General features: G+C 69.1%; 21 protein-coding genes, 1 tRNA gene and 3 pseudogenes. 14 read left to right on the top strand and 11 right to left on the bottom strand.

Annotated elements, in window-relative coordinates:
* Positions 1-3 precede the first annotated feature (3 nt).
* The gene (locus ACODNG_RS11775) at positions 4-1,038 is read right to left on the bottom strand and encodes a zinc-dependent metalloprotease (RefSeq protein ID WP_434521461.1); all 1,035 of its coding nucleotides are present in this window, start codon (positions 1,036-1,038) and stop codon (positions 4-6) included.
* Between the two features lie 111 nt (positions 1,039-1,149).
* Here ACODNG_RS11775 and ACODNG_RS11780 point away from each other — a divergent pair.
* Both ACODNG_RS11780 and ACODNG_RS11785 read left to right on the top strand, forming a co-directional pair.
* Positions 1,150-2,227: pseudogene (locus ACODNG_RS11780) on the top strand (M20/M25/M40 family metallo-hydrolase).
* Positions 2,228-2,386: 159 nt separating this feature from the next.
* Positions 2,387-2,461: transfer RNA gene (locus ACODNG_RS11785), tRNA-Glu, on the top strand.
* 47 nt (positions 2,462-2,508) lie between these two features.
* On the opposite strand, the gene ACODNG_RS11790 is transcribed toward ACODNG_RS11785, so the two are convergent.
* Positions 2,509-2,952, bottom strand: a complete 444-nt coding sequence (locus tag ACODNG_RS11790; protein ID WP_434521462.1) for a desampylase — start codon at positions 2,950-2,952, stop codon at positions 2,509-2,511.
* A 152-nt stretch (positions 2,953-3,104) separates the two neighbouring features.
* On the opposite strand from ACODNG_RS11790, the gene ACODNG_RS11795 reads away from it, so the two are divergent.
* Positions 3,105-3,569: a DUF302 domain-containing protein gene (locus ACODNG_RS11795; protein WP_434521463.1), complete on the top strand. Its 465-nt coding sequence runs from the start codon at positions 3,105-3,107 to the stop codon at positions 3,567-3,569.
* Positions 3,570-3,590: 21 nt separating this feature from the next.
* On the opposite strand, the gene ACODNG_RS11800 is transcribed toward ACODNG_RS11795, so the two are convergent.
* Positions 3,591-3,833: a hypothetical protein gene (locus ACODNG_RS11800; protein ID WP_434521464.1), complete on the bottom strand. Its 243-nt coding sequence runs from the start codon at positions 3,831-3,833 to the stop codon at positions 3,591-3,593.
* 93 nt (positions 3,834-3,926) lie between these two features.
* Between ACODNG_RS11800 and ACODNG_RS11805 the strand changes: the two genes are divergently transcribed.
* Positions 3,927-5,831, top strand: a complete 1,905-nt coding sequence (locus ACODNG_RS11805) for a helicase C-terminal domain-containing protein (RefSeq protein ID WP_434521465.1) — start codon at positions 3,927-3,929, stop codon at positions 5,829-5,831.
* A 43-nt stretch (positions 5,832-5,874) separates the two neighbouring features.
* On the opposite strand, the gene ACODNG_RS11810 is transcribed toward ACODNG_RS11805, so the two are convergent.
* The gene (locus ACODNG_RS11810) at positions 5,875-6,045 is read right to left on the bottom strand and encodes a surface glycoprotein (RefSeq protein ID WP_434521466.1); all 171 of its coding nucleotides are present in this window, start codon (positions 6,043-6,045) and stop codon (positions 5,875-5,877) included.
* Positions 6,046-6,128: 83 nt separating this feature from the next.
* On the opposite strand from ACODNG_RS11810, the gene ACODNG_RS11815 reads away from it, so the two are divergent.
* Positions 6,129-6,320 carry a UPF0175 family protein gene (locus ACODNG_RS11815; RefSeq protein WP_008441523.1) on the top strand — a complete coding sequence of 64 codons (192 nt, stop codon included), beginning with the start codon at positions 6,129-6,131 and terminating at the stop codon, positions 6,318-6,320.
* Positions 6,321-6,421: 101 nt separating this feature from the next.
* Here the strand turns inward: ACODNG_RS11815 and ACODNG_RS11820 are convergent.
* Positions 6,422-7,568, bottom strand: a pseudogene (locus ACODNG_RS11820) (60S ribosomal export protein NMD3).
* Between the two features lie 140 nt (positions 7,569-7,708).
* Between ACODNG_RS11820 and ACODNG_RS11825 the strand changes: the two are divergent.
* The 6 genes from ACODNG_RS11825 to ACODNG_RS11850 all read left to right on the top strand — a co-directional run bounded on the left by ACODNG_RS11825 (position 7,709) and on the right by ACODNG_RS11850 (position 15,196).
* Positions 7,709-8,062, top strand: coding sequence for a DNA-binding protein (locus ACODNG_RS11825; protein ID WP_210113369.1), 354 nt, complete (start codon positions 7,709-7,711; stop codon positions 8,060-8,062).
* A complete protein-coding gene (locus tag ACODNG_RS11830; RefSeq protein WP_434521467.1) occupies positions 8,063-8,656 on the top strand; it encodes a DUF7411 family protein in 594 nt (197 codons plus the stop codon).
* Positions 8,657-8,924: 268 nt separating this feature from the next.
* Positions 8,925-10,184 carry an ABC transporter substrate-binding protein gene (locus ACODNG_RS11835; protein WP_434521468.1) on the top strand — a complete coding sequence of 420 codons (1,260 nt, stop codon included), beginning with the start codon at positions 8,925-8,927 and terminating at the stop codon, positions 10,182-10,184.
* Positions 10,181-12,622 carry a methyl-accepting chemotaxis protein gene (locus tag ACODNG_RS11840; protein ID WP_434521469.1) on the top strand — a complete coding sequence of 814 codons (2,442 nt, stop codon included), beginning with the start codon at positions 10,181-10,183 and terminating at the stop codon, positions 12,620-12,622. Before ACODNG_RS11835 ends, ACODNG_RS11840 begins: the two co-directional genes overlap by 4 nt.
* A gap of 77 nt (positions 12,623-12,699) precedes the next feature.
* Positions 12,700-14,022, top strand: coding sequence for a histidine--tRNA ligase (hisS, locus tag ACODNG_RS11845; RefSeq protein WP_434521470.1), 1,323 nt, complete (start codon positions 12,700-12,702; stop codon positions 14,020-14,022).
* Between the two features lie 97 nt (positions 14,023-14,119).
* Entirely contained in the window at positions 14,120-15,196 is a 1,077-nt protein-coding gene (locus ACODNG_RS11850) for a CNNM domain-containing protein (protein ID WP_434521471.1), read from the top strand.
* Positions 15,197-15,589: 393 nt separating this feature from the next.
* On the opposite strand, the gene ACODNG_RS11855 is transcribed toward ACODNG_RS11850, so the two are convergent.
* The gene (locus ACODNG_RS11855) at positions 15,590-16,006 is read right to left on the bottom strand and encodes a DoxX family protein (RefSeq protein ID WP_434521472.1); all 417 of its coding nucleotides are present in this window, start codon (positions 16,004-16,006) and stop codon (positions 15,590-15,592) included.
* Positions 16,007-16,114: 108 nt separating this feature from the next.
* The gene (locus tag ACODNG_RS11860) at positions 16,115-16,708 is read right to left on the bottom strand and encodes a DJ-1/PfpI family protein (protein ID WP_434521473.1); all 594 of its coding nucleotides are present in this window, start codon (positions 16,706-16,708) and stop codon (positions 16,115-16,117) included.
* A gap of 68 nt (positions 16,709-16,776) precedes the next feature.
* Here ACODNG_RS11860 and ACODNG_RS11865 point away from each other — a divergent pair.
* Positions 16,777-17,007 (top strand): annotated as a pseudogene (locus tag ACODNG_RS11865) (hypothetical protein); the annotation flags it as partial.
* On the opposite strand, the gene ACODNG_RS11870 reads toward ACODNG_RS11865, so the two are convergent.
* On the bottom strand, positions 16,982-18,037 hold the full coding sequence (locus ACODNG_RS11870; protein WP_434521474.1) for a sensor histidine kinase: 1,056 nt from the start codon (positions 18,035-18,037) through the stop codon (positions 16,982-16,984). The pseudogene ACODNG_RS11865 and the gene ACODNG_RS11870 overlap by 26 nt on opposite strands.
* Before the next feature lie 89 nt (positions 18,038-18,126).
* Positions 18,127-18,306: a hypothetical protein gene (locus ACODNG_RS11875; RefSeq protein ID WP_434521475.1), complete on the bottom strand. Its 180-nt coding sequence runs from the start codon at positions 18,304-18,306 to the stop codon at positions 18,127-18,129.
* A gap of 218 nt (positions 18,307-18,524) precedes the next feature.
* Here ACODNG_RS11875 and ACODNG_RS11880 point away from each other — a divergent pair, with 218 nt between their 5' ends.
* Positions 18,525-19,181 (top strand): helix-turn-helix domain-containing protein, encoded by a 657-nt coding sequence (locus ACODNG_RS11880; protein ID WP_434521476.1) that lies wholly within the window; start codon positions 18,525-18,527, stop codon positions 19,179-19,181.
* Between the two features lie 26 nt (positions 19,182-19,207).
* On the opposite strand, the gene ACODNG_RS11885 is transcribed toward ACODNG_RS11880, so the two are convergent.
* The gene (locus ACODNG_RS11885; RefSeq protein ID WP_434521477.1) at positions 19,208-20,110 is read right to left on the bottom strand and encodes an acyltransferase; all 903 of its coding nucleotides are present in this window, start codon (positions 20,108-20,110) and stop codon (positions 19,208-19,210) included.
* A gap of 63 nt (positions 20,111-20,173) precedes the next feature.
* Positions 20,174-20,350 carry a hypothetical protein gene (locus ACODNG_RS11890; RefSeq protein WP_434521478.1) on the bottom strand — a complete coding sequence of 59 codons (177 nt, stop codon included), beginning with the start codon at positions 20,348-20,350 and terminating at the stop codon, positions 20,174-20,176.
* A gap of 203 nt (positions 20,351-20,553) precedes the next feature.
* Here ACODNG_RS11890 and ACODNG_RS11895 point away from each other — a divergent pair, with 203 nt between their 5' ends.
* The gene (locus ACODNG_RS11895; protein ID WP_434523095.1) at positions 20,554-21,657 is read left to right on the top strand and encodes an aldo/keto reductase; all 1,104 of its coding nucleotides are present in this window, start codon (positions 20,554-20,556) and stop codon (positions 21,655-21,657) included.
* The last annotated feature ends 122 nt before the right edge of the window (positions 21,658-21,779 follow it).

Here is a 21,779-nt window from a genome sequence, read left to right on the forward strand (position 1 = left end):
ATATCAGGGGTCGACGCGGACGATCCACGCGCCCGGGTCGTCGATCTCGGCCGCGGTCGGCAGGTTCTCGGCGCGCTCCCAGACGGCGCCCGCGGCCTCGATGCCGCGCTCGTCGGCGACGTGCCGGAAGAAGGCGGCGCCGCGCTCGTACTGCCGGCGCTTGAGACCCAGTCCGAGGAGGCGCTGCGCGAGTTGTCGGATCGGACCCCCGCCGCCGCGGCGCTCGTCCAGCTTCCGCCGGAGGTCAGCGTACTCGCCGTCGAACGCGCGGTCCATCAGCACCTCGGCGTACCCCTCGACAGCGGTCATCGCGGTCTGTAGCTCCGCGAACGCGTCGGGGTCGAGCCCGCGGCCAGCGCCCCCCGGGCCGCCGACCATCCCCTCGACGCCGCGTTCGACGCGCGATTCGAGGTACTCCGGGAGCCACGGCGCCGCGCCGAACTCGGCTGCGTGGGTCACCTCGTGAAACGCGATCCACCGACGGAACCGGGGGTAGTCGACGTCGAGCGCGGCGGCGACCGCGACGATGTTCGGGTGGACGAAGTAGAGACCGTGGTCGGCGTCCGGCTCGTCCGCGAGCAGGAGCGGGTCGTACTGGCCGAGGACGTTTCGCGCGAGAAAGCCCAGCGCGAACGCCATCGACCCCGTGTTGGCGACCCGCGAGAGGTCCTGCGCGAACGCGACGCCGGGCACTGGCCCGGGCGTCGCGTCGAACGCCCCGTCCGGACCGCCGGGGTCCGCCGCGGCCGCCTCGATCGGGTCCATCACGCGCCGGAAGGTGCCGACACTCGCGTCGATCCAGTGGTGGCGGTTCTGGACCTCGACGGTGTCGGGCACGTCGAACTCGATCCCCGCCACCTCGGCCAGCCGCGAGCGGGCATCGCGGACGTCGGCGGCGTAGCCCTCGCGCTCCGCGTCGGTGAGCGCGACCGATCCGGGATCCGTGGCGTCCTTCGCGGCCGCCGCGGCCCGGTCCCAGTCGACGACGCCCGGTCCCTCGGCCTCGGCGACGGCCCGGACGCTTCGGAGGATGTCCATGGCCGATCGGACGGGCGGCCGCCCCAAAGCGCTTGTGTCGGTCGAGCGCGCACCCCGCCGGCGAGGCTCGCGATCCGGTGTCTTCTTGCCGAACGCAACACAGCCACGGACATGGACGACACGCGCAGAGCGTTCCTCGACGACCTCCTCGCGACGCCGAGTCCCTCGGGCTTCGAGACGGCCGCGCAGCGGGTCTGGACCGACTACGTCCGCGGGTTCGCGGACCGGGTCGACACCGACGCGTACGGCAACGCCGTCGCGGTCCACGAGGGGGACCCCGCCGCCCCGACGGTCGCCGTCACCGGCCACGCCGACGAGATCGGGTTCATCGTCCGCGACGTGCTCGACGACGGCTTCCTCCGGATCGCGCGGATCGGCGGGGCCGACCGCACCGTCTCGAAGGGCCAGCACGTCACGGTCCACGCCGACAAACCGGTTCAGGGCGTCATCGGGCAGACCGCGATCCACCTCCGAGACGGCGGCGACGACGAGTACGAGGACGTGGCCGGCCAGTTCGTCGACATCGGCGCCGAGGACGCCGACGAGGCGCGCGAGCACGTCGAGGTCGGCGATCCGGTCACCTTCTCATCCGGCGTCCGCGACCTCGTCGGCAACCGGATCGCCGCCCGCGGAGTCGACAACCGGGCCGGCGCGTGGGCGGCCGCGGAGGGACTCCGACGCGCCGTCGAGACCGACGTCGACGCCACGGTCTACGCGGTCTCGACCGTTCAAGAGGAGGTCGGGCTTCAGGGCGCGCGGATGGTCGGGGTCGACCTCGACGACGTCGACGCGTTCGTCGCGGTCGACGTCACGCACGCCACCGACAACCCCGACGTCGACCGCGAGCGCCGCGGCCCGATCGAACTCGGTGCCGGTCCGGTGATCGGCCGCGGCAGCGCGAACCACCCCGTCCTCGTCGACCTCGCGCGCGAGGCGGCCGAAGACGCCGACGTCGACGTCCAACTCCAGGCGGCCGGCACCCGGACGGGAACCGACGCGGACGCGTTCTACACGACGCGGGGCGGGACCCCCGCGCTCAACGTCTCGATCCCGAACCGGTACATGGCACACGCCGGTCGAGGTGATCGACACGGACGACCTCGACGCGGTCGCGGACCTCCTCGCGGCGATCGGTTCCGCGGCGGGCGACGCCGCGGACGCGGCGGATCCGTTCGCCGTCGATATCTGAGTCGATCGCCCCGAAACTCGGCGCGTTCGCCGCCGCCGACCGCCTCGAGATCTGCCTCCTCCCGCCCCGCTCGCCACGACAAACCGGGGCACGGCGGCGTCGAAACGGAACAGTTTTACAATCTCCTTTCATACCGTAGAACGCGTCGAACGGACGTGCGCTCTGGTGGTGTAGTCCGGCCAATCATATCACCCTCTCACGGTGATGACCTGGGTTCGAATCCCAGCCGGAGCATTTCTCGAACGAAGCGAGTGGAATCGACGAGCGTCGGCTAGCGCCTCTCAGTCGCGGGCGCCAACCCCCTCGCTCCGCGCCGCGACCGTCTCCCGCTCGAACGCTTCCTCGTCCCCTCGCCAGCGCCACGACCCGACGAACGGGTATCCGTCCAGCGCGCAGATGACGTACGAGTAGCCGGGCCAGGTCGCCCGCGCGGCGTCCGTCTCGCTCGGAGCCGCCGGTCCCGTTGGATGCGAGTGGTAGAACCCCACCACCTCGCGGCCGTCGGCATCGATCGCCTCGAACAGCTCGAGCTGTTCCTCGGGGTCGATCCGGTACCGGGTCGCGGGCGCGTCGGCGACGTTCTCCGCCTCGTGGGCGCGAGCGACGACGCTCGGCTCGTCGCCGTCGCCGCGCGTCCCGGCCAACACGCCACAGACCTCCTCGGCGCCGCCCGCGTCGGCGTGACGGACCACGTCGTCGTAGGCCTCCCGAGCGAACTCGATCATACTCAGGCAACGAGCGGGCGCCGGATAAGTCCGTCTCGGCGCCGGTCCCATCGGTGGGGCGGCGGCCTCCGCGGGCGTCGATTCCCGTCGGCGGAAGCGGCAGGTGTTGAGACGGCGGAACGGATTTACCCGGTGGGGTGCGAGAATTTCGCATGAGCGACGCCGCACACCCAGCGCCGACCGCCGACGAGGCGCTCCACACGACGGTCGACCTCTCCTTCGAGGACGCGGTGCCGTTCGTCCAGATCGAACACGAGCTCGCCGACTTCGAGACGGTGCGCGTCACGCGGCTCGACGAGATGATCGAAGGGATGCTCGGCCACGACGACGTCGAGCGAACGGCGCTGATCGTGGTCTGTCACCCCGAGATCGCGTACGACGCCTTGCGTATCGACCCTACGCTCGCCGGAATGCTGCCGTGTACCACCGTCGTGTACGAGCGCGCGGACGACGACCGCGTCCACGTCCACCACGTCTCGGCGACGAAGGCGATCCGGGACCTCGGCTGCGCGTCGGCCGCCGGGGTCGACGAGGACGCCGTCGAGGACCTCGTGACGAAGACTGGCGAGCTGATGGCTATCGTCTGGGAGAACATCGAGACGCACGGGCGGGAGTGAGTTCGACTCCGCCGCCGACCCCTACCTCTCACTCAATCGATTCAGCCGCCAACGGGTCACCGCGGCGGCGAGGAGGACCGTCCCGAACGTGACGGCCCCGGAGACGAGCGCGCCGCGCGCGCTCGTCGCCCCGGTCGCGAACGCGCTCGCCGAGGCGGAGCCGCCGATCACCGCCGCCCCGCCGGCTAGCCCGCCGAACCCGAGACAACAGAGGCTCAGCAGGCCCACGGCGGACAGCGACCCTAAGATGCCGTCATCGCTCATCGCTACTTCGTCGCTCTCGGCTCCGACCACGAATAGCTGTCGCGCCCGTCGCCCAAACGAGGGTTTAATTCCGCCAGCGCGCGAGGGCGTCGTGTGGACCCGAGCCGGATCCCCGACGAGTTCCCCGCGCCGAGCTTCCGCGGCGCGCAAGAGCGGGCCCTCGCCGACATCCGCGACGCGTTCGCGGCGGGCAACCGGGTCGTGCTGGTGCGCGCGCCGACGGGCAGCGGCAAGTCGCTGCTCGCCCGCGCTATCATGGGCGCGGCCGAGACCGCCGGCGAGGCGGCCCCCAGCGAGGCGACCGGGGCCTACTACACGACTCCGCAGGTGTCGCAGATCGACGACGTCGAGTCCGACGACTTACTCGACGATCTGGCGGTGATCCGCGGGAAGTCGAACTACGACTGTGTGCTCCCGGGCGAGCACGACACGCCGGTGAACCGCGCGCCCTGCGCCCGCCAGCAGGGGTTCGACTGCTCGATCCGACACCGCTGTCCGTACTTCTCCGACCGCGCCATCGCCTCAGGCAACCGCTTCGCGGCGCTGACGCTGGCGTACTTCATGCGCACGGCCGGATCCGAGGTGTTTCGAAAGCGCGACGTCGTCGTGATCGACGAGGCGCACGGGCTGGCGGAGTGGGCCGAGATGTACGCCACCATCGAGTGCTCGCCCGAGCGCGTCCCGGTGTGGGACGATGTCGGCGTCCCCGACGTCGCGGCCGACGCCGGTCCCGAGGAGGACGCGGTCGACCGGACCGCGCGGTTCGTCGAGACGCTCCGCGACGTGGCGATCCGCGCGAAGGACGAGCTGGTGGGTCGCCCCGAACTCGACCGCGAGGAGGTCGCCCGGCGCGACCGGCTCCAGGAGCTGATAAGCGAGCTCGGCTGGTTCCTCGAGGACTACCGCGACCCGCAGTCACCGACCACGTGGGTCGTCGACCAGCCGGGGGGCGAGGGGACGGCGATCGACATCAAGCCGCTCGACCCCGCGCGGTACCTCAGACACACCGTGTGGGACCGCGGCAACCGGTTCGCGCTGCTGTCCGCGACCATCCTCTCGAAGGAGGCGTTCTGCCGCGGCGTCGGTCTCAACCCCGCCGATGTCGCTCTCGTCGATGTCGAACACACGTTCCCGCTCGCGAACCGTCCCCTGTACGACGTGACGCAGGGGTCGATGACGTACGAACACCGCGACGAGACGGTGCCGAAGATCGCCCGACTCATCGTCCGGCTGATGGCGGAACACCCCGACGAGAAGGGACTGATCCACGCGCACTCGTACGACATCGCCGAGCGGCTCACCGAGCGCCTCGGCGAGTTCGGCGTCGCGGCGCGCGTCAGGCGTCACGACCGGGCGAACCGAGACGCCGAGCTGGAGGCGTGGAAGGCAAGCTCAGACCCGGAGGTGTTCGTCTCCGTGAAGATGGAGGAGGCGCTGGACCTGAAGGGCGACCTGTGTCGCTGGCAGGTGGTGTGTAAGGCGCCGTACCGGAACACGAACGACTCGCGGGTCGCCCGCCGGCTCGAGGACGGCCAGTGGGCGTGGTACCACCGCACCGCGCTGCGAACCGTCATTCAGGCCTGTGGGCGGGTCGTCCGCGCCCCGGACGACTACGGCGCGACGTACCTCGCGGACGACTCCCTGCTCGACCTCTTCGACCGCGCCGAGACCGACACGCCCTCGTGGTTCCGCGACCAGGTCGACGCGATGACGAACCCGTCGCTACCGGCGTTCGACCCCGAGGCGGCGCTCGCCGGTATCGACGCGTCCCCGGCGGGCGGCGCGGGCGCAGGACGGCGGCGGAGTCGGCACTCATCCGAATCGAACGGCGCCCGCGCGAACCGTTCGTCCGGCGGCGACGCGGGTCGCGGAGGCGACGACGGCGACGCGACCGCCGACAGCGGGACGACCGGCGGCGAGTCGGTCCGGACCCGCTCCGAGCAGGACGCGGAGCGTCGACAGAACCACCCCTTATCCGACGTCTGGGGCGACGGCTAACGAAGGGCGGGGCGGCTGTCGGCCGGACGGGAAGGTCCGTCGGCTACAGCAGGGAGACGCCGTACGCCACCATCGAACTCACCATGAGTAGCGCGAAAAACACCGCGATGATCTGTTGTCTGTCCATGCGCGCCTGTCGACCGTAGAACCGTATAACTCCTGCGGGCGAGGAGCGGTGCTGCGTGGGTCGTATTATGATCTCCGCGTCGATCATTCGTCAATATATATCGTATAAGGTGTATCAGGTCCCTCAATGAAGTAGTAACCTTCATAATCCCTCACGTGACTACTGTGTGTATGGCCACGAACGGGCTGTCGAGTGCGCTGACGCTGTACGGTGCGCGAACCCTGACGCTGTCGCAGGCGGCCGCACAGGCGGGACTCAGCGAGGCCGAATTCATCGAGCAGCTCGAACGCCGCGGCATCGAGGTAACCGACTCCGAGCGCGCCGCAGCGCTCGGCCGCGAACAGCCCGCTCGCGCCGACTGAACCGCGACGCGTTTGCGTTGCGACGGCGACGCGCTGCCCCGTTTTCCGACGCTCCCCGACGAACGATCAGTTCTCCGTCCGAAACGAACCCCGAGAACCAGTCAGTCTCGGCTTCGCGGCGACGGCGCGGTCGGTTCCGCTCCCTCCTCCGGCACGAGGTGGACCTCGCCGCCGTGTTCGAAGGCGAGCACCGAATCGGCGTCGTCGTCGACGAACGCGGGGTTCGGCACGGTCTTCGCCTCGTAGGTGACGGGGTCGAGGACCTGGATCGCGTTCTCGTCCTCGACGGTCACCACGGTCGTCTCCGTCGCGTCGTCGCGGGTACCGAGCCGGGTCGCGTCGGGGGCCTCGGCGTCCGCGAACGCGGAGGTGTACTCCGCGCCGCTCGCGAGACGGACGCCCTGGAGGCGGCCCGAGACGCCGGTGACGAGGACCGGTCCGTCGCCGTCCTCGGGGTCGACGATCTCGCCTTCCGCGTACTTCGGGAGTCGGACCGCGAACGTGACGCGGTACACCTCGTTGCCGTCGCCGTCCTCGGTGACGAGCGTCGGGTACGACTCGAAGCTCCCGCCGAGCGACTCGGTGATCCGCGTCGCGACGTTCTGCGCCAGCCGGTTCGACGAGAGCTTGATGTCCGGCCCGTCGTCGGTCTCTTTGACCTCGGTGATGAACGCCTCTCGGTCGCCGTCGGCCTCCTGGTCGGCCACGTAGGTCTCGGCGATGTCGAGCGCCTCCGCGCGCTCCGCGGGCGTGAGGTCGCGCTCGTCGGCGCGGACCTGGACGATCCCGGCGTAGTAGCCGCCGGCGATGCGCCCGCAGCGGTCGCAGGTCCCGCGCGAGATCTTGACCGGGACGGTGACCTCCGCGGAGCGGAGGGTGCCGCGGACGACCCCCGAGAAGCGGCAGTCGCATCCGGACCGTGTTCTCGTCGACCTGCTCCGGCTCGACGCCCCACTCCACGTCCGCGGCGTCGACGTGGACCCCGAGCGCCTCGGCAACCTCGTCGACGGCGACGTCGGTGTAGTCGCGCGCGCCCACGTCGCGCCACGACTCGCCGCGCCTGACGGCGCCGCAGCCGGAACAGACCAGCACCTCGATCCGGTCGGGCGCGTCGACCAGGTCGAAGTCCTCGAAGTAGCAGTCGTCGCACAGCAGCGCGTCACGCCCGCGCGGCTCGCCCGGGAGGGGGTCGCGCCGCTCGGGGACCGGGTCGCCGCAGCGCGGACAGAACTCCCGCGACTCGCTCATTGACGCCGGCTACGCCGAGGATCCGTTTAAACGACGCGGACCGCGGCGGTCCGCGCGCCGACCGCGAGCGCGGTTCCGGTCGATCCGCGCCGGTCGCGACCTCCGAAATGGTTTTTCGCACGGACCGAGAACGGACGCGTATGAGCGGCAACCCTGACGACGAACGGCTCGAGGAACTGCGCGAACAGAAGATGGAAGAGCTTCGCGAGCGCCAGGGCGGCGAGGGCGACGCTGCCGAGGCCCAACAGGAGGCCCAAGAGCGCGCCGAGGCCCAGCAGGAGGCCGTGTTGAAACAGCACCTCACCGACGGCGCGCGCCAGCGGCTCAACGCGGTCGAGATGTCGAAGCCGCAGTTCGGTGAGAAGGTGAAAAAACAGGTCGCCGCGCTGGCGCAGAGCGGCCGTATTCAGGGGCAGATCGACGAGGACCAGATGCGAGACCTGCTCAAAGAGCTCCAGCCCGAACAGAAGAGCTTCGACATCCGCCGCCGGTAGATGGAGCTGGCGCTGCTGTACAGCGGGGGGAAAGACTCCTCGCTCGCCGCCCACCTGCTCGACCGGTTCTACGACGTGCGCTGCGTCACCGGAAGCTTCGGGCTTACGGACGACTGGGAGCACGCCGAGCGGGCGGCCACCGAGCTCGGATTCCCGTTCGAGCGCGTCGACCTCGACCGCGAGGTGGCGGAGAGCGCCGCCGAGACCATGGTCGCCGACGGCTACCCCCGGAACGGGATCCAGCGCGTCCACGAGCACGCCTTAGAGACTATCGCCGCGCTCGACGTCGACGCCATCGCCGACGGGACGCGCCGCGACGACCGCGTCCCCACGGTGTCGCGGGCGCAGGCGCAGAGCCTCGAAGACCGCAACGAGATCGACTACATCTCCCCGCTCTCCGGGTTCGGCCGCCACGCGGTCGACCAGCTCGTCGACGCCACCTTCGACGTCCAGCAGGGACCCAGCGAGGAGGTCCCGAAGGCGGACTACGAGGACGAGCTCCGGACGCTCATCGCCGACGAGTACGGCGCGGAGACCGTCGGCGACGTGTTCCCCGACCACGACCAGACGTACGTCCACGGCCGGAACGACTGAGCGGGCGGGAGGACTTCGAGGGCGGGAGGACTTCGAGGGCGGTCCCGGGCCGCAGCGCCACCTCCGATCGATCTCTCTCCGTCTCGATCGATCTGCTCCGTTTCTCAAATTCTGCATCTGGTGTGTCGTGATCGATAATGGGAAAATCTCGGGTCTGATGACGTGTTACTCGTTCTCTCGGCCCTTGGTCATGTGTCTCGCAAACCAATTTATCGAATACGATAACTCGGACTGAGGGGTTAAAACCCGGAGCTGATTCCGGAGGTGTGTGTGTCGTAACAGACCGATACCAGAACGCGGCCGTCGCGAACTGTTAGCCGCGACGGCCGGAGCCGCCGCCTTCGGGCTCGGGGGCTGTCTCGGATCGAACGCCGAACGCACCGAGGATCGCCGCACGCCCCTGTCGGAGCGGACCCTCCGATACGGCGGCGTGATGGCGCTTTCCGGCGGGTTGGAGTCCGTGGGGACGCCGATCGCCGACGCGGTCGAGCTCCCGGGCAAACAGCTCGACGCCTCGGAGATCGAGGCCGACGTCGAGTGGCAGATTGAGGACTCGGAGACGACGGCTCGCGGCGGGATCGACGCGATGCGGACGCTCGTCGACGCCGGGTTCCCGGCCGTCGCCGGACCGCTCGGCTCCGACGTGACCCTCCAGGCGGTCCAGCAGGCCTCCATCCCGTCGGAGGTCGTCAACTGCTCGCCCGCGAGCACGACGCCGACGCTCTCGATCCTCAACGACCGCGGCTTCAGCTTCCGGACCGCGCCCGACGACTCCCTACAGGCCGTCGTGGCCGCGGGGCTCGCGGCCGACGAACACGGCGCGTCGTCGGCGGCGACGCTGTACATCGCGGGCGACTACGGACGACAACTCTCCGGCGCCTTCGCCACGTCCTTCGACGGCGAGATACAGCGACAGGTGTCGTTCTCCGACGAGTACGAGGAGCCGCTGGCGACCGCGCTCTCCGACGAGCCGGACCTGCTCTTCGTGATCGGCTACCCGGAGGACGGCGTCGAGATATTCAGCCACTACTACGACGGCTACGCCGGCGAGGAGACCGTCTTCACCACCGACGGGATGATGGACCCATCGCTCCCGGAGCAGGTGGGCGAACCGATGTCGAACGTCTACGGGACCGCCCCGTCCTCGAACGGTCCCGGCTACGAGACCTTCGCCGAGCGCTACGAGTCCGAGTACGGGAGCGCTCCGGGGATCTTCACCGCGAACGGGTACGACGCCGCGGCGGTGCTCCTCCTCGCGAACGCCGCCGCGGGCGAGAACGACGGCGGCGCGATCCGCGAACAGATGCGGAACGTCGTCTCGGAGGGCGGCACCGAGGTCACGCCGGACTCCCTCACCGAGGGCGTGCGCCGCGCCGCCGCGGGCGACCCGGTCGAGTACCGAGGGGCGTCGAGCGAGATCGTGTTCGACGAGAACGGCGACGTCTCCGGCATCGACTATGAGTACTTCCGGTACGACGCCGACGGAATCAACGTCATCGAGGCGGTCTCGCCGGAGGTGGGCGAATGAGCGACCCCAGCTCCCGCGAGAGCGGCGACGACGCCCCGAACGACGCCGACGACTCGGTCGTCGGCCGGGTCGCGAGGCGGATCACGCCGGGCGTGATCCGGCGCAACTACCGGGCGAAGTTCGTCATCTCCATCCTCCTCGTCGTGGTCGTCCTCGCGGCCGTCGGCGGCGTGAACTACGCGAGCGCTGAAGCCACGGTCGAGCGGGACGCCGAACAGCAGCTCACCTCGACGGTGGACATGGACGCTGACTCGATCAACGAGTGGGCGGTCTCGATGGAGACCCACACGCGCTCCGTTTCGTCGACGCAGGCGCTCTCGGGGGCCGACGCCGGGACCGCTGAGGGAGAGCTGATCCAGAAGCAGGCGCAGCTCCCGGTCGACGTGCGGGCGATCCACCTCGTCGACACGGCCGCGGGGAGCGTCGTCACGAGTACGTCGCCCGCGCTGCGCGGCGAGTCGGTCGACGGGGTCGACGCCCCGTGGACCGACGTCGAACCCGGCGTCGACCTCACCTCCTCGAACGACGTGTGGAACTCGCCGACCGCCTACGAGTCGAGCGCCATGGGCGATCAGGTGATGGCGTTCGCCAGCCCCGTCGAGGGCGAGGAGTCGCGCGTCGTCGTGCTGGTCGGCACCCTGGAGTACCGGGTCGACAACCTCCGGAAGCTCCACGCCGACCAGGAGACGATGATCGTCGACTCCGACGGCGAGACGATTCTCTCCGGCGGCAACGCCACGCTGAACGCCGACGGCGACGTCGTCGCCGAGCTCGGCGCGTCCCGCGACGGAACCGACTTCGAGCGCGGCGACGACGAGGTGGCGGCGTACGCCTCGACCGGCGACAAGGAGTGGGTCGCGGTCACCACCGTCCCGACCGCGCAGGCCTTCGCCGCGAGCGACACGGTGGGAACCAGCGTCCTGACGGTGATCGGCGCCGGACTCCTCTCGCTCGTCGTCGTCGGACTCGCCCTGAGCCGGCAGACGGTCGGCCCGCTGCGCGACCTCCGCGACCGCGCGGAGCGCATGGAGTCCGGCGACCTCTCGGTCGACCTGGAGACGAACCGAATCGACGAGATCGGCCGGCTGTACGGGTCGTTCGGCGCGATGCGCGACTCCCTCAGCACCAAGATCGACGAGGCGGAGACCGCACAGGAGGCCGCGGAGACCGAGCGCGAGCGGATGGCACGGCGCAACGAGCGGCTGCAGGCGACCGCCGACGACTACGGCGAGACGATGCGGGAGGCGGCCGACGGCGACCTCACCGCGCGGATGCGGACCGACACCGACGACGAGGCGATGACGGCGATCGCCGAGGAGTTCAACGGAATGATCGCGGAGATCGAGCGGACGTACGCCCGCCTCTCGGCGTTCGCCGACGAGGTCGCCTCGGCGTCCGAGCAGGCGACGGCCTCCGCCGAGGAGGTGGCCGAGACGGCCTCCGAGGTCGCCGGATCGGTCGACGAGATATCGCAAGGTGCCGCTGACCAAAGCGAGTCGCTGACCGAGGTGAGCGACGAGATGAGCGACCTCTCCGCGACGATCGAGGAGGTCGCCTCGTCGTCCGACCAGGTCGCCGACGCCGCCGCGCAGACGGCGGCGGCGGGCAACCGCGGGCAGGAGGCCGCCAAGGACGCGATCGACGAGATGGAGACGACCGAGGAGACCGTCGAGGAGGCGGTCGCGGCGATCCACGCGCTCGACGACGAGGTGAGCGAGGTGGACCAGCTGATAGACCGGATCACGGAGATCGCGGAGCAGACGAACATCCTCGCGCTGAACGCCAACATCGAGGCCGCCCGCTCCGGCGGCGAGGCCGGCAAGGGGTTCGAGGTGGTCGCGGAAGAGATCAAGGCGCTGTCCGACGAGGTGAAAGACGCCGCGGAGACCGCGGAGTCGCGGATCGACGCGATCCGCGCCCGGATGGACCAGTCGACGGCCGAGGTCGAGTCGACGAGCGAGCAGATCGACGACGCCGCGGAGCGCGTCGAGACCGCCGTCGACGACCTCGAACACATCGCCGACCTCGCGGACGAGACCAACGACGGGGTCCAGGAGATCTCCGACGTGACCGAAGAGCAGGCCGCCTCCACCGAGGAGGTCGTCTCCATGGCGGACGAGGTGGCGACGATCAGCGAGGAGACCGCCTCCGAGGCGGACAACGTCGCCGCGGCCGCCGAGGAGCAGACGACCTCGCTGGCGGAGGTCTCGGAGTCCGTCTCGTCGCTCTCCGAGCGCGCCGCCCAGCTCTCGGAGACGCTCGACCGGTTCGAGACGGACGCGGAGGTGACACCGGCGGACGGCGAAGAAGGCTCTCTCGGGGGCTCCGCGTCCAGCGCCGGTCCCGCAGATCCGGGAGCCGCCGACCCCGGAACCGGCGACGCCGCCGACCTCGGAACCGGTGACGCCGCCCCGACGGGCGAGGCGAACTCGGACTGACGGCCCGAGGGCGGGACCGAACCGGCGGTCGCCCCCGAAAGGATGCTTTCAAGCGGGCGACCGCCGAACCGACGCCTATGTACGACGGCCTCAAGGGATTCCGCGACTTCTACCCCGGCGAGCAGTCCGCCCGCCGCGAGGTGACCGACGCGATCGAGGAGGCGGCGGCCGGACACGGCTTCCGCGAGATCGCCACCCCCGCCTTGGAGCGGACGGAGATGTACGTCGACAAGTCCGGCGAGGAGATCGTCGAGGAGCTGTACGCCTTCGACGACAAAGGCGGCCGCGGCGTCTCGATGACGCCCGAACTCACGCCGACCGTCGCCCGGATGGTCGTCGCGAGGGGGCAGGAGCTGTCGAAGCCGATCAAGTGGATGTCCACTCGGCCGTTCTGGCGCTACGAGCAGGTCCAGCAGGGTCGGTTCCGCGAGTTCTATCAGACGAACATCGACGTGTTCGGTTCCTCGGCGCCGGAGGCCGACGCCGAGGTGCTCGCGGTCGCGGCCGACGCGCTCACGGACCTCGGACTCACCGGCGACGACTTCGAGTTCCGCGTCTCGCACCGCGACATCCTCGGCGGGCTTGTCCGGTCGCTCGCCGCTGACCCCGACGCGGTCGACGCCGAGGCCGCGATCCGCGCGGTCGACAAGCGCGCGAAGGTCGACGACGGTGAGTACGTCGGCCTCCTCTCCGACGCGGGTCTCTCGCGCGACACTGCGCGCGAGTTCGACGACCTCATCTCGGGCGTCGAGACGGTCGACGACCTCGACGCGGTCGCCGAGGCCGGTGACGAGTCGGTCGAGGACGCGGTCGAGAACCTCCGGAACGTGCTCGCCGCGGCCGACGACTTCGGCGCGGGCGAGTTCTGCGAGGTGTCGCTGACGACCGCCCGCGGGCTGGACTACTACACCGGCGTCGTCTTCGAGTGCTTCGACTCCACGGGCGAGGTGTCCCGGTCCGTCTTCGGCGGCGGGCGCTACGACGACCTCATCGAGAGCTTCGGCGGCCAGCCGACCCCCGCGGTCGGCGTCGCGCCCGGCCACGCCACCCTCAAGCTCCTCTGCCAGCGCGCCGGCGTCTGGCCCGACGAGGAGCTGACGACCGACTACTACGTCCTCTCGGTGGGCGACACGCGGAGCGAGGCGGCCGCGCTCGCGAGCGACCTCCGCGCGCTCGGCGACGACGTGGTCGTCGAGCAGGACGTCTCCGACCGCTCGTTCGGCGCCCAGCTGGGATACGCCGACTCGATCAACGCCGAGACGGTCGTGGTCGTTGGCGAGCGCGACTTGGAGAACGGCGAGTACACGGTGAAGGACATGGAAAGCGGCGACGAGACGACGGTCCCGGTCGAGGAGTTCCCGCCCGAGGAGGGGCTGCCGACGTACGAGGACTACGAGTAGCGCCGCGGCGAGCGCTCCGTCGACGCGCTCCACTTCCCCGGACGGAGCGACGCGATCCCTCAACGCTTTTCAGTCGCGCGTCGGGACGGTGGGAACGATGATCCCGCTCGCGACAACGATGCCTCCCGTCGAGATCGGTCTCCGCGTGGCGGCCGGCGTCGCCCTCATCCTGATCAACGCGTACTTCGTGGCGATCGAGTTCGGCCTGACGCGCCTCAGACAGTATCCGGAGTCGGAGATGGACACTCCCGGACTGCGGCGCGCCTGGGAGATGACCGACGATCTGGAGTTCTACCTCACTACCTGTCAGGTGTGGATCTCCGGGACCTCCATCGCGCTCGGGATCGTCGCCGAGCCGGGGCTCGCGGCGCTGTTCGCGCCACTCTTCGAGAACACAGCGCTCGCGTCCGCCGGTGCTGGCTCGCTACTCGGCTTTTTCATCATCAACATGGTCCACCTGACGCACGGCGAGCAGACGCCGACGTACCTCGGCGTCGAGCGCTCGAAGCAGGTCGCGGAGTACGGCTCTCGCCCCCTCTACTGGTTCGCGTGGCTCATCTCGCCGCTGATCAAGGTCGGCGACTGGGTCGCGAAGGCCACCCTCGGACTGTTCGGCGTCGAGATGACCGGGTCGTGGACGGAGGCCGAAGAGGAAGTGCTGGAGACGCGCGCGCAGCTCCGCAACCGCCTCGGCTCGATGATGGAGGAGGTCGAACTCCCCGAGGAGCGCCGCGAGGAGGTCCTCAACGCGCTCGACGTCGACGAACTCGCCGTGCGCGAGGTGTTGACCCCGGCCGACCAAATCGTCTCGCTGTCGACGACCGTCTCCGCCGAGGAGAACCTCGACCGGATCCGTGACACCCCGCACAGCCGCTTCCCGCTCGTCGGCGACGACCTGAGCGACTTCGAGGGGATCGTGTACGCGCCCTCGATCGTGAGCCGCTACGACGAACTCCGGGCCGGCGACCTGACGTTCGCGGACGTCGCCGCGCCGCCGATGACGATCTCTGCGGACGCGAGCGTCAGCAACGCCTTCGACCAGTTCCAGGCGGAGTCACAGGAGCTCGCCTTGGTCATCGAGGACGGTGAGGTCGTCGGGCTGATCACCGCGACCGACGCCATGGAGGCGGTGATGGGACAGCTGGAGGACCCGCTGGACGCCGGTGATTTATAAAGGAACGACGCGGTGGCGCGTGCCGGTGAGCGGCCGACAGGCCGCGAACCGCACGCGCGAGGGAGTCGCGAACGCCCGCAGGGCGTGAGCGACGAGGCTGGGGAGGTGTGAGGCTGCGGTGCTGTGCGGTGCGGGGCGGGACTCAAAGGGGCAGTCGCGAGGGCGAAGCACGGCGACGTAAGGACCGGAACGAGGGAGCGGAAGCGACCGAGTGAGGACCGCAGCGAGCCGCGCGAGTCCTCGCGGCTGGGGATTTGGGGGTGTTCGCTGTCGATCAAGAACCAACTACGTATCGCCGAGCGGCTGGGGCTTTGGAGGTGTTCGCCGTCGATCCGCCAGCAACAGATTATAAACAGGCGATCCCGGCTTTGAACCTGCTCTCCACGTCGTCGATCAGTTCTTATACGCCTCGCGGAGGAACACCAACGCGCCGCCGAGCATCGCGAGGTTGCCGAAGAAGGCGAGTCGCTCGCCGCTTTTGTCGTCCTCGTCGGCGTTCCAGAAGTCGTGCATCGTTGCGGTCACGACCGTCAGGAAGGCGACCGCCGCGCCGGTCGCGACTCGGGGAAGCCGCCAGAGCGCGATACCGGCGCCCGCGACCACCATCATCCCGGAGGCGAACGGCGCGGCCACGTCCGGCATCGGAACGCCCGCCGACTCGGCGTACTCGATCGTGTCGTCCATGTCGCGGAAGTCCTCCGAGGCCTGCGCGGCGAGACCGACGCCGAGCAGGACCCGGCCGAGCCGGGAGGGCGCCTCGCCCTCGTCGGCCGCCCCGTCCGCCGTCTCCGTGGGTTCGTCGTCGCTCATGGGACGCACAACGCGGCCGCACCTCATAAATCGCGGTGGCGGACCGACCCGTCTCCGGCGAACTGACCGGCCCCGGCGACCGACCCGTCTCCGCAGACCGCGAGGGCCTCAGTCCGCGGTCGCAGCCGTCGCCTCGTGGTCGACCTCGGTGCCGAGGAGGTCGAGGAACTGCGCGATCCACTCGGGGTGGTCGGGCCACGCCTGCCCGGTGACGAGGTTCCCGTCGGTCGTCACGCCGTCGACCCACGAGCAGCCGGCGGCCTCGACCTCGGGCCTGACGGCGGGGTAGGCGGTCATCTCGTAGCCGTCGAGCACGCCGGCGGCCGCGAGGATCTGCGGGCCGTGACAGATCGACGCGACGGGCTTGTCGGTCTCGAAGAAGTGCCGCACCGCGTCGAGCACCTCGTCGTAGCCGCGGAGGTACTCGGGGGCGCGTCCGCCGGGGACGACCAGCGCGTCGTAGTCGGCCGGGTCCACCTCGTCGAACCCGTGCGTGAGTTCGAAGTCGTGGCCGCGCGTCTCCAGATAGGTCTGGTCGCCGCGGAAGTCGTGGATCGCGGTCTTGACCGACTCGCCGCTCTCCTTCTCCGGGCAGACGGCGTGGACCTCGTGGCCGACCGCCTGAAGCGCCTGAAACGGGACCATGATCTCGTAGTCTTCCCCGAAGTCGCCGACGATCATCAGTATCTGCTGTCCTGTCATGCGTGTAACACCACCTGCTTGTACGCGCTGCTGGCCAATAACGATACTGGCGCGTGGTACCACACACCGATAGGAACTGGAACGCGGCATGGAATATTCTTTCTCGCGGAATCAAGCGGTTCGGAGAGGGACGCTCCGAAACAACGCCTGCGGAGACTGCGCTCCCTACGGGGACCAATTCGGTCCCTGTAAAGCGCGTCGTGGAAACAGGAAGCCCCGACCTCAAGGAACGAACCGCGCCAGCGGCGAGTGAGTCGGTCGGGGTAGTTCACATCAGCCGAGGAAGTCGATGCCGGTGATCTCGAACCGCGCTCCGCCGCTCTCCGCCTCGGTCGCGACGACGTCCCAGCCGTGCGCGTTGACGATCGTCCGGACGACCGAGAGACCGTAGCCGTGCCCGTCCTCGCGCGTGGTGAACCCGTGATCGAAGACCTCACTCACGTGGCCGTCAGCGAATCCCGGCCCGTCGTCCTCGACGAAGAAGCCAGTGTCGAGCGGGCCGACCCGAACCGCCACGTCGTCGCCGCCGTGGTCAACCGCGTTTTGAAAGAGGTTCTCGAACAGCTCGCGGAGCCGGTCGGGGTCGCTGCTCACCGATCGGACGGTGTCGTAACGGAGGGTCGCCCCGGAGTTGTCACCGAGGCTCTGCCACGCCGTCTCGACGACCTCGCCGATGTCGGTCGGCTCCGGGTCGGTGACGACGTTTCCCTGTCGCGCCACGCGGAGCAGGTCCTCGACGAGGCGCGCCATCCGATCGGTCGTCTCGTCTATCGTGTCGAGGTGTTCCTCGTCGCCGGTCTCCTCGTACAGCGTCAGGTTCCCCTCGATGACGTTCAGCGGGTTTCTGAGGTCGTGTGCGAGGATGTCCGTGAACTCCTTGAGGCGGTCGTTCTGCCGCTCTAACATCCGTTCGTACTCCTTCGTCGTCGTCGTGTCCTGGCTGATCGCCGCGTACCCGTGAAACTCGCCGTTCCACAGCGGCGACAGCGTCAGCGTCCCCCAGAAGACGGAGCCGTCCGCCCGCCGGTGCCAGTGTTCGAACTCGACCGTCTCGTCTTTCGGCTCCGCGAAGAAGTCCCCGGGCAGCGAGTCGGAGTCCGCTTCCCCCTCGTCGTCGGCGAACAGCATCCGCACGTGTCGGTCGAGAACCGCCGCCGCGTCGTGTCCGTAGAGCGCCGCCGCTGGCGCGGGCCACGTGGCAACGGTCCCGTCGGCGTCAAGCATGAAGATGGCGTGCGAGGAGATGCTCTCCAGGAGCCGGCGAGCGACCGCATCTCCCGATTCGGACCGATCGGTCGGCGGATCGAGGGAATCGAGAGCGTTCGTCATACGAGAATGTCAACCTCTGATCACGAACCCTTTTGGGATGGCCTATCAGGGTGTTTAAGTTAGAACCGGTCGCCGCGGCCCGATAGGTGTCAGTCCGCCAGTTCGACGACCATGACTTCCACGTCCGAGTTCGTTCCGTTGGCGCGATACTCCCACGTTCCGCGGGGGTCGACGCCGTTTTCGAGAGCGGCGAGAATCACCCGACCGAGAGCGGTCTCGAACTCCTCTGTACTCGATATCTCGTCGTCGGATGTGAAGTCGGCAGTCATGATGGGCAACACACTCGACCGCGATACGACGCTGCTACGGTGCGAGAGTCATACACACACAAACAGCGGGTTCGCAGCCGCGTGTCTCTTCGTTACCTGATACGTCTCTTCACGGGATAACACTACCGAAACCCTTGGTACACCAAGGTCCAACCCTCCCGGAGAGACGACCGCTACCGAGTCTTTAACGCGGTTGCGACAGAACAGGCAGACATCTGATGAGTGTCATCGTCGAGATAACTATCCCATCTGCGGCGTTCGAGCTGGGACAGATCCTCCGCATCGAAAAGCCGACGGAGATCTCCCTGGAAACGATGGTCCCACTCGGCGGGAAACCCACGCCGTTCGTCCGGATCCGGAACGACGCCCGAGAGACGTTCGAGCGCTCCGTCCGCGAGCACCCCTCGGTCAACGAGATCCAGCTCGTCAACACCCACGAGGACGAGACGCTGTACGCGCTCGACTGGGAGCCGTCGGACGCCTCGCTGCTCCGGCGGATCCTCGATCTGGACGCGGTGCTGCTGGGCGCGACCGGTACGGCCGACACGTGGGGACTCGAACTTAGGTTCCCGAGCCACGAGGCGCTCTCGGCGTTTCAGGAGTTCTACCTCGACGAGGACATCGAGGTGTCTATCGAGCGCATCTACAACCCCACGAAACCCGACGCCGGTCCCTGGTTCGGGCTGACGCCCCCGCAGCGCGAGACACTCGCGGACGCCGTGGAGAACGGATACTACTCGCTGCCGCGCCAGATATCCACGAAGGAACTCGCGGACTCGTTCGACATCTCCGATCAGGCCGTGACCGAACGCCTCCGGCGCGGCATCGCCACGCTGGTGTCGAACACGCTGTTGCTCGACAAGGAGAAGGACTGACCGCGGTGCGGTTCCCGCCGGCCGACTCAGTTCGGCGGCTGAAGGTCCCGCTGAAACTCGTCGAACCGTTCGAGGTCCTCGGGGAGGTCGTACTCGATTTCGCGTTCGTCTTGGTTGTCGGGGAGCCGCCCGTCCTCTAACTCCTCGGCGGTCTCCTCCCAGCCGGGCTTCACGCGGACGCTGCGCGCGGGCGAGCCGACGACGACGTGGTGGTCTGGTACGTCGCCTTGAACCACGGAGCGCGCGCCGACGACGCTGTTCTCGCCGATCCGGCAGCCCGCCCGGACCATCGCGTCGTAGGTGACGCGGGCGTCGTCCTCGACGATCGTGTGAAAGTTCCGGACCTCGGTCTGGTCGACGATGTCGTGGTCGTGGCTGTAGAGGTGGACCCCGTCGGAGACCGACGCGCGGTCGCCGATCGTCAGCTTGCCGCGGTCGTCGAGGTGGACGTCGTCGTGGATCACAACGTTGTCGCCGACCTCGATGTTGTGGCCGTAGGTGACGGAGATCCCCTTGAAGAAGCGGCAGTTCTCCCCGCACTCGGCGAAGAGGTGGTCCCCGAGCATCTGGCGGAAGCGGAGGGCGAACTCGACGTTGTCGGCCATCGGTGTGGCGTCGAACTGCCGCCAGAGCCACTGGAGGTGTTTCGAGCGCTGGAAGCGGTCCTCGTCCTTCTCCGCGTAGTACTCCGACTCCAGCGTCGCGTTACACGGGTCGTACCCCTGAAGGCGGACGCGCTCGGCCCGCGAGACGGACTCGCCGTCCTGCCACGCCTCCCACGCCTCGCGGTCGCCGTGGAGGTCGATCAGCACGTCGCGGACGACCTCGCAGGTGTCCTCGTCCGAGGAGAGCCGCTCGTCCACCTCGTCGATGAACCCTCGGACCCCGGCCTCGGCGCCGTCGGGCAGGGACACGTGTCGCTTTGTCATCGGCCCACCTTCGTCGCCGTCACTCAAAGGGATTCGGTTGTGCGTTCTCGACGCCCGAGCCGGTCAGTACAGTTCGGCGTCGACGAACAGGGCGACGAGGGCGCCCACGAAGGCGATCACGAGGGACGGGGCGATCGCGGCCCTACCGAACGAGAGCAGCAGGGCGGCGACCGAGACGGTGGCGATGACCGCGAGCAGCGCGACGACGGCGTCGAGCCGCCGGCGGAGGGCGTCGTCCATGGCCGCTCGGTGGGCGACGAACGGGTAATATCCAACGGTGCGAGACGGGACACGAAACCGCGACCCCCCCGCGACCGAGTCTGAGACCGATCCCCTCGGTGCGACCGTGACCGGCTTCGATTCCATCGGGACGGTCCCGGTCTTCGATTCCACCGGCGCGGTCCCAGTCTTCGATTCCACCGGCGCGGGAGCGACCGCGCCCGATAAGTGTCCCGGCCGCCAACCGGTGGGTATGCGAACACCGCGAACTCGGGAACTCGGGCGTCGAGGTCTCTGAGATCGGCTTCGGCGCGTGGGTCGTCGGCACCGACTGGTGGGGCGACCGCTCGGACGAACAGGCGGTCGAGATGGTCGAGGAGGCGCTCGACGCGGGCGTCACCTACGTCGACACCGGCGACGTGTACGGCCACGGCGACAGCGAGGAGATAATCGGCGAGGCGATCGCCGGCCGCCGTGACGAGGTGACGCTGTCGACGAAGATCGGCTACGATTTCTACGACAACCCGCAGGCGGGCCACGGCGAGCTTCCCAAGGAGCTGAACGAGGAGTACCTCACCGAGGCGTTCGAGGCGTCGCTCGACCGGCTCGACACCGACTACGTCGACGTGCTCCAGCTCCACAACGCGGACGTCGACGAGGTCACCCCCGAGGTGCGCGACCTCCTCGCCGAGTGGAAGGCCGACGGTCGCGTCGGCGCGCTCGGCTGGGCGCTCGGTCCCTCGATCGGCTGGCTCGCCGAGGGCGACGCCGCGATCGAGTACGAGGAGTTCGACGCGGTCCAGACCGTCTTCAACCTCTTCGAACAGCAGCCCGGCAGCCACTTCGTCGACAGCATCCGCGAGTCCGGCTCCGACACCTCCGTCATCGCCCGCGTCCCGCACTCCTCCGGCCTGCTCAACGAGCAGGTGACGCCCGACACCGTCCTCGAGGACGGCGACCACCGCTCGCACCGCCCCAAGGAGTGGTACGAGACGGGCTGGGAGAAGGTCGACGCGATCCGCTTCCTCGAAGACCCCGACGGCGTCGAGGGCACCCGCACGATGGCGCAGGCCGCGATCCGCTGGCTGCTCGCACACGACGAGGTCGCCTCCGTCACGCCGACGTTCCGCGACGGCGACGACATCGCCGAGTGGAGCGCCGCCGCCGACGTGCCGCCGGTCTCAGACGCCGAGTACGAGCGGGTGGCGGAGCTGTACGCCCGCAACTTCGACATCGACCGCGACGACGGGATGGACGTCCTCCGCACCTCCGTCGACGGCGAGGACATCGAGGCCGCCGGTCTCGACAAGCGCGCGGCCTCGTACTGAATCGAGCGCGCGACGATCCCCGGACCTCGAAGCCGCGACGCGACCCGGTCCTTTCGCCTCGAAACCGCGTGACTGGGGGCGGGGTGCCGTCTCTCACGACCACTTTCACCGTGCCTCAGCGT

Source organism: Halorubrum sp. AS12, assembly GCF_051122765.1.
Classification (GTDB): domain Archaea; phylum Halobacteriota; class Halobacteria; order Halobacteriales; family Haloferacaceae; genus Halorubrum; species Halorubrum trapanicum.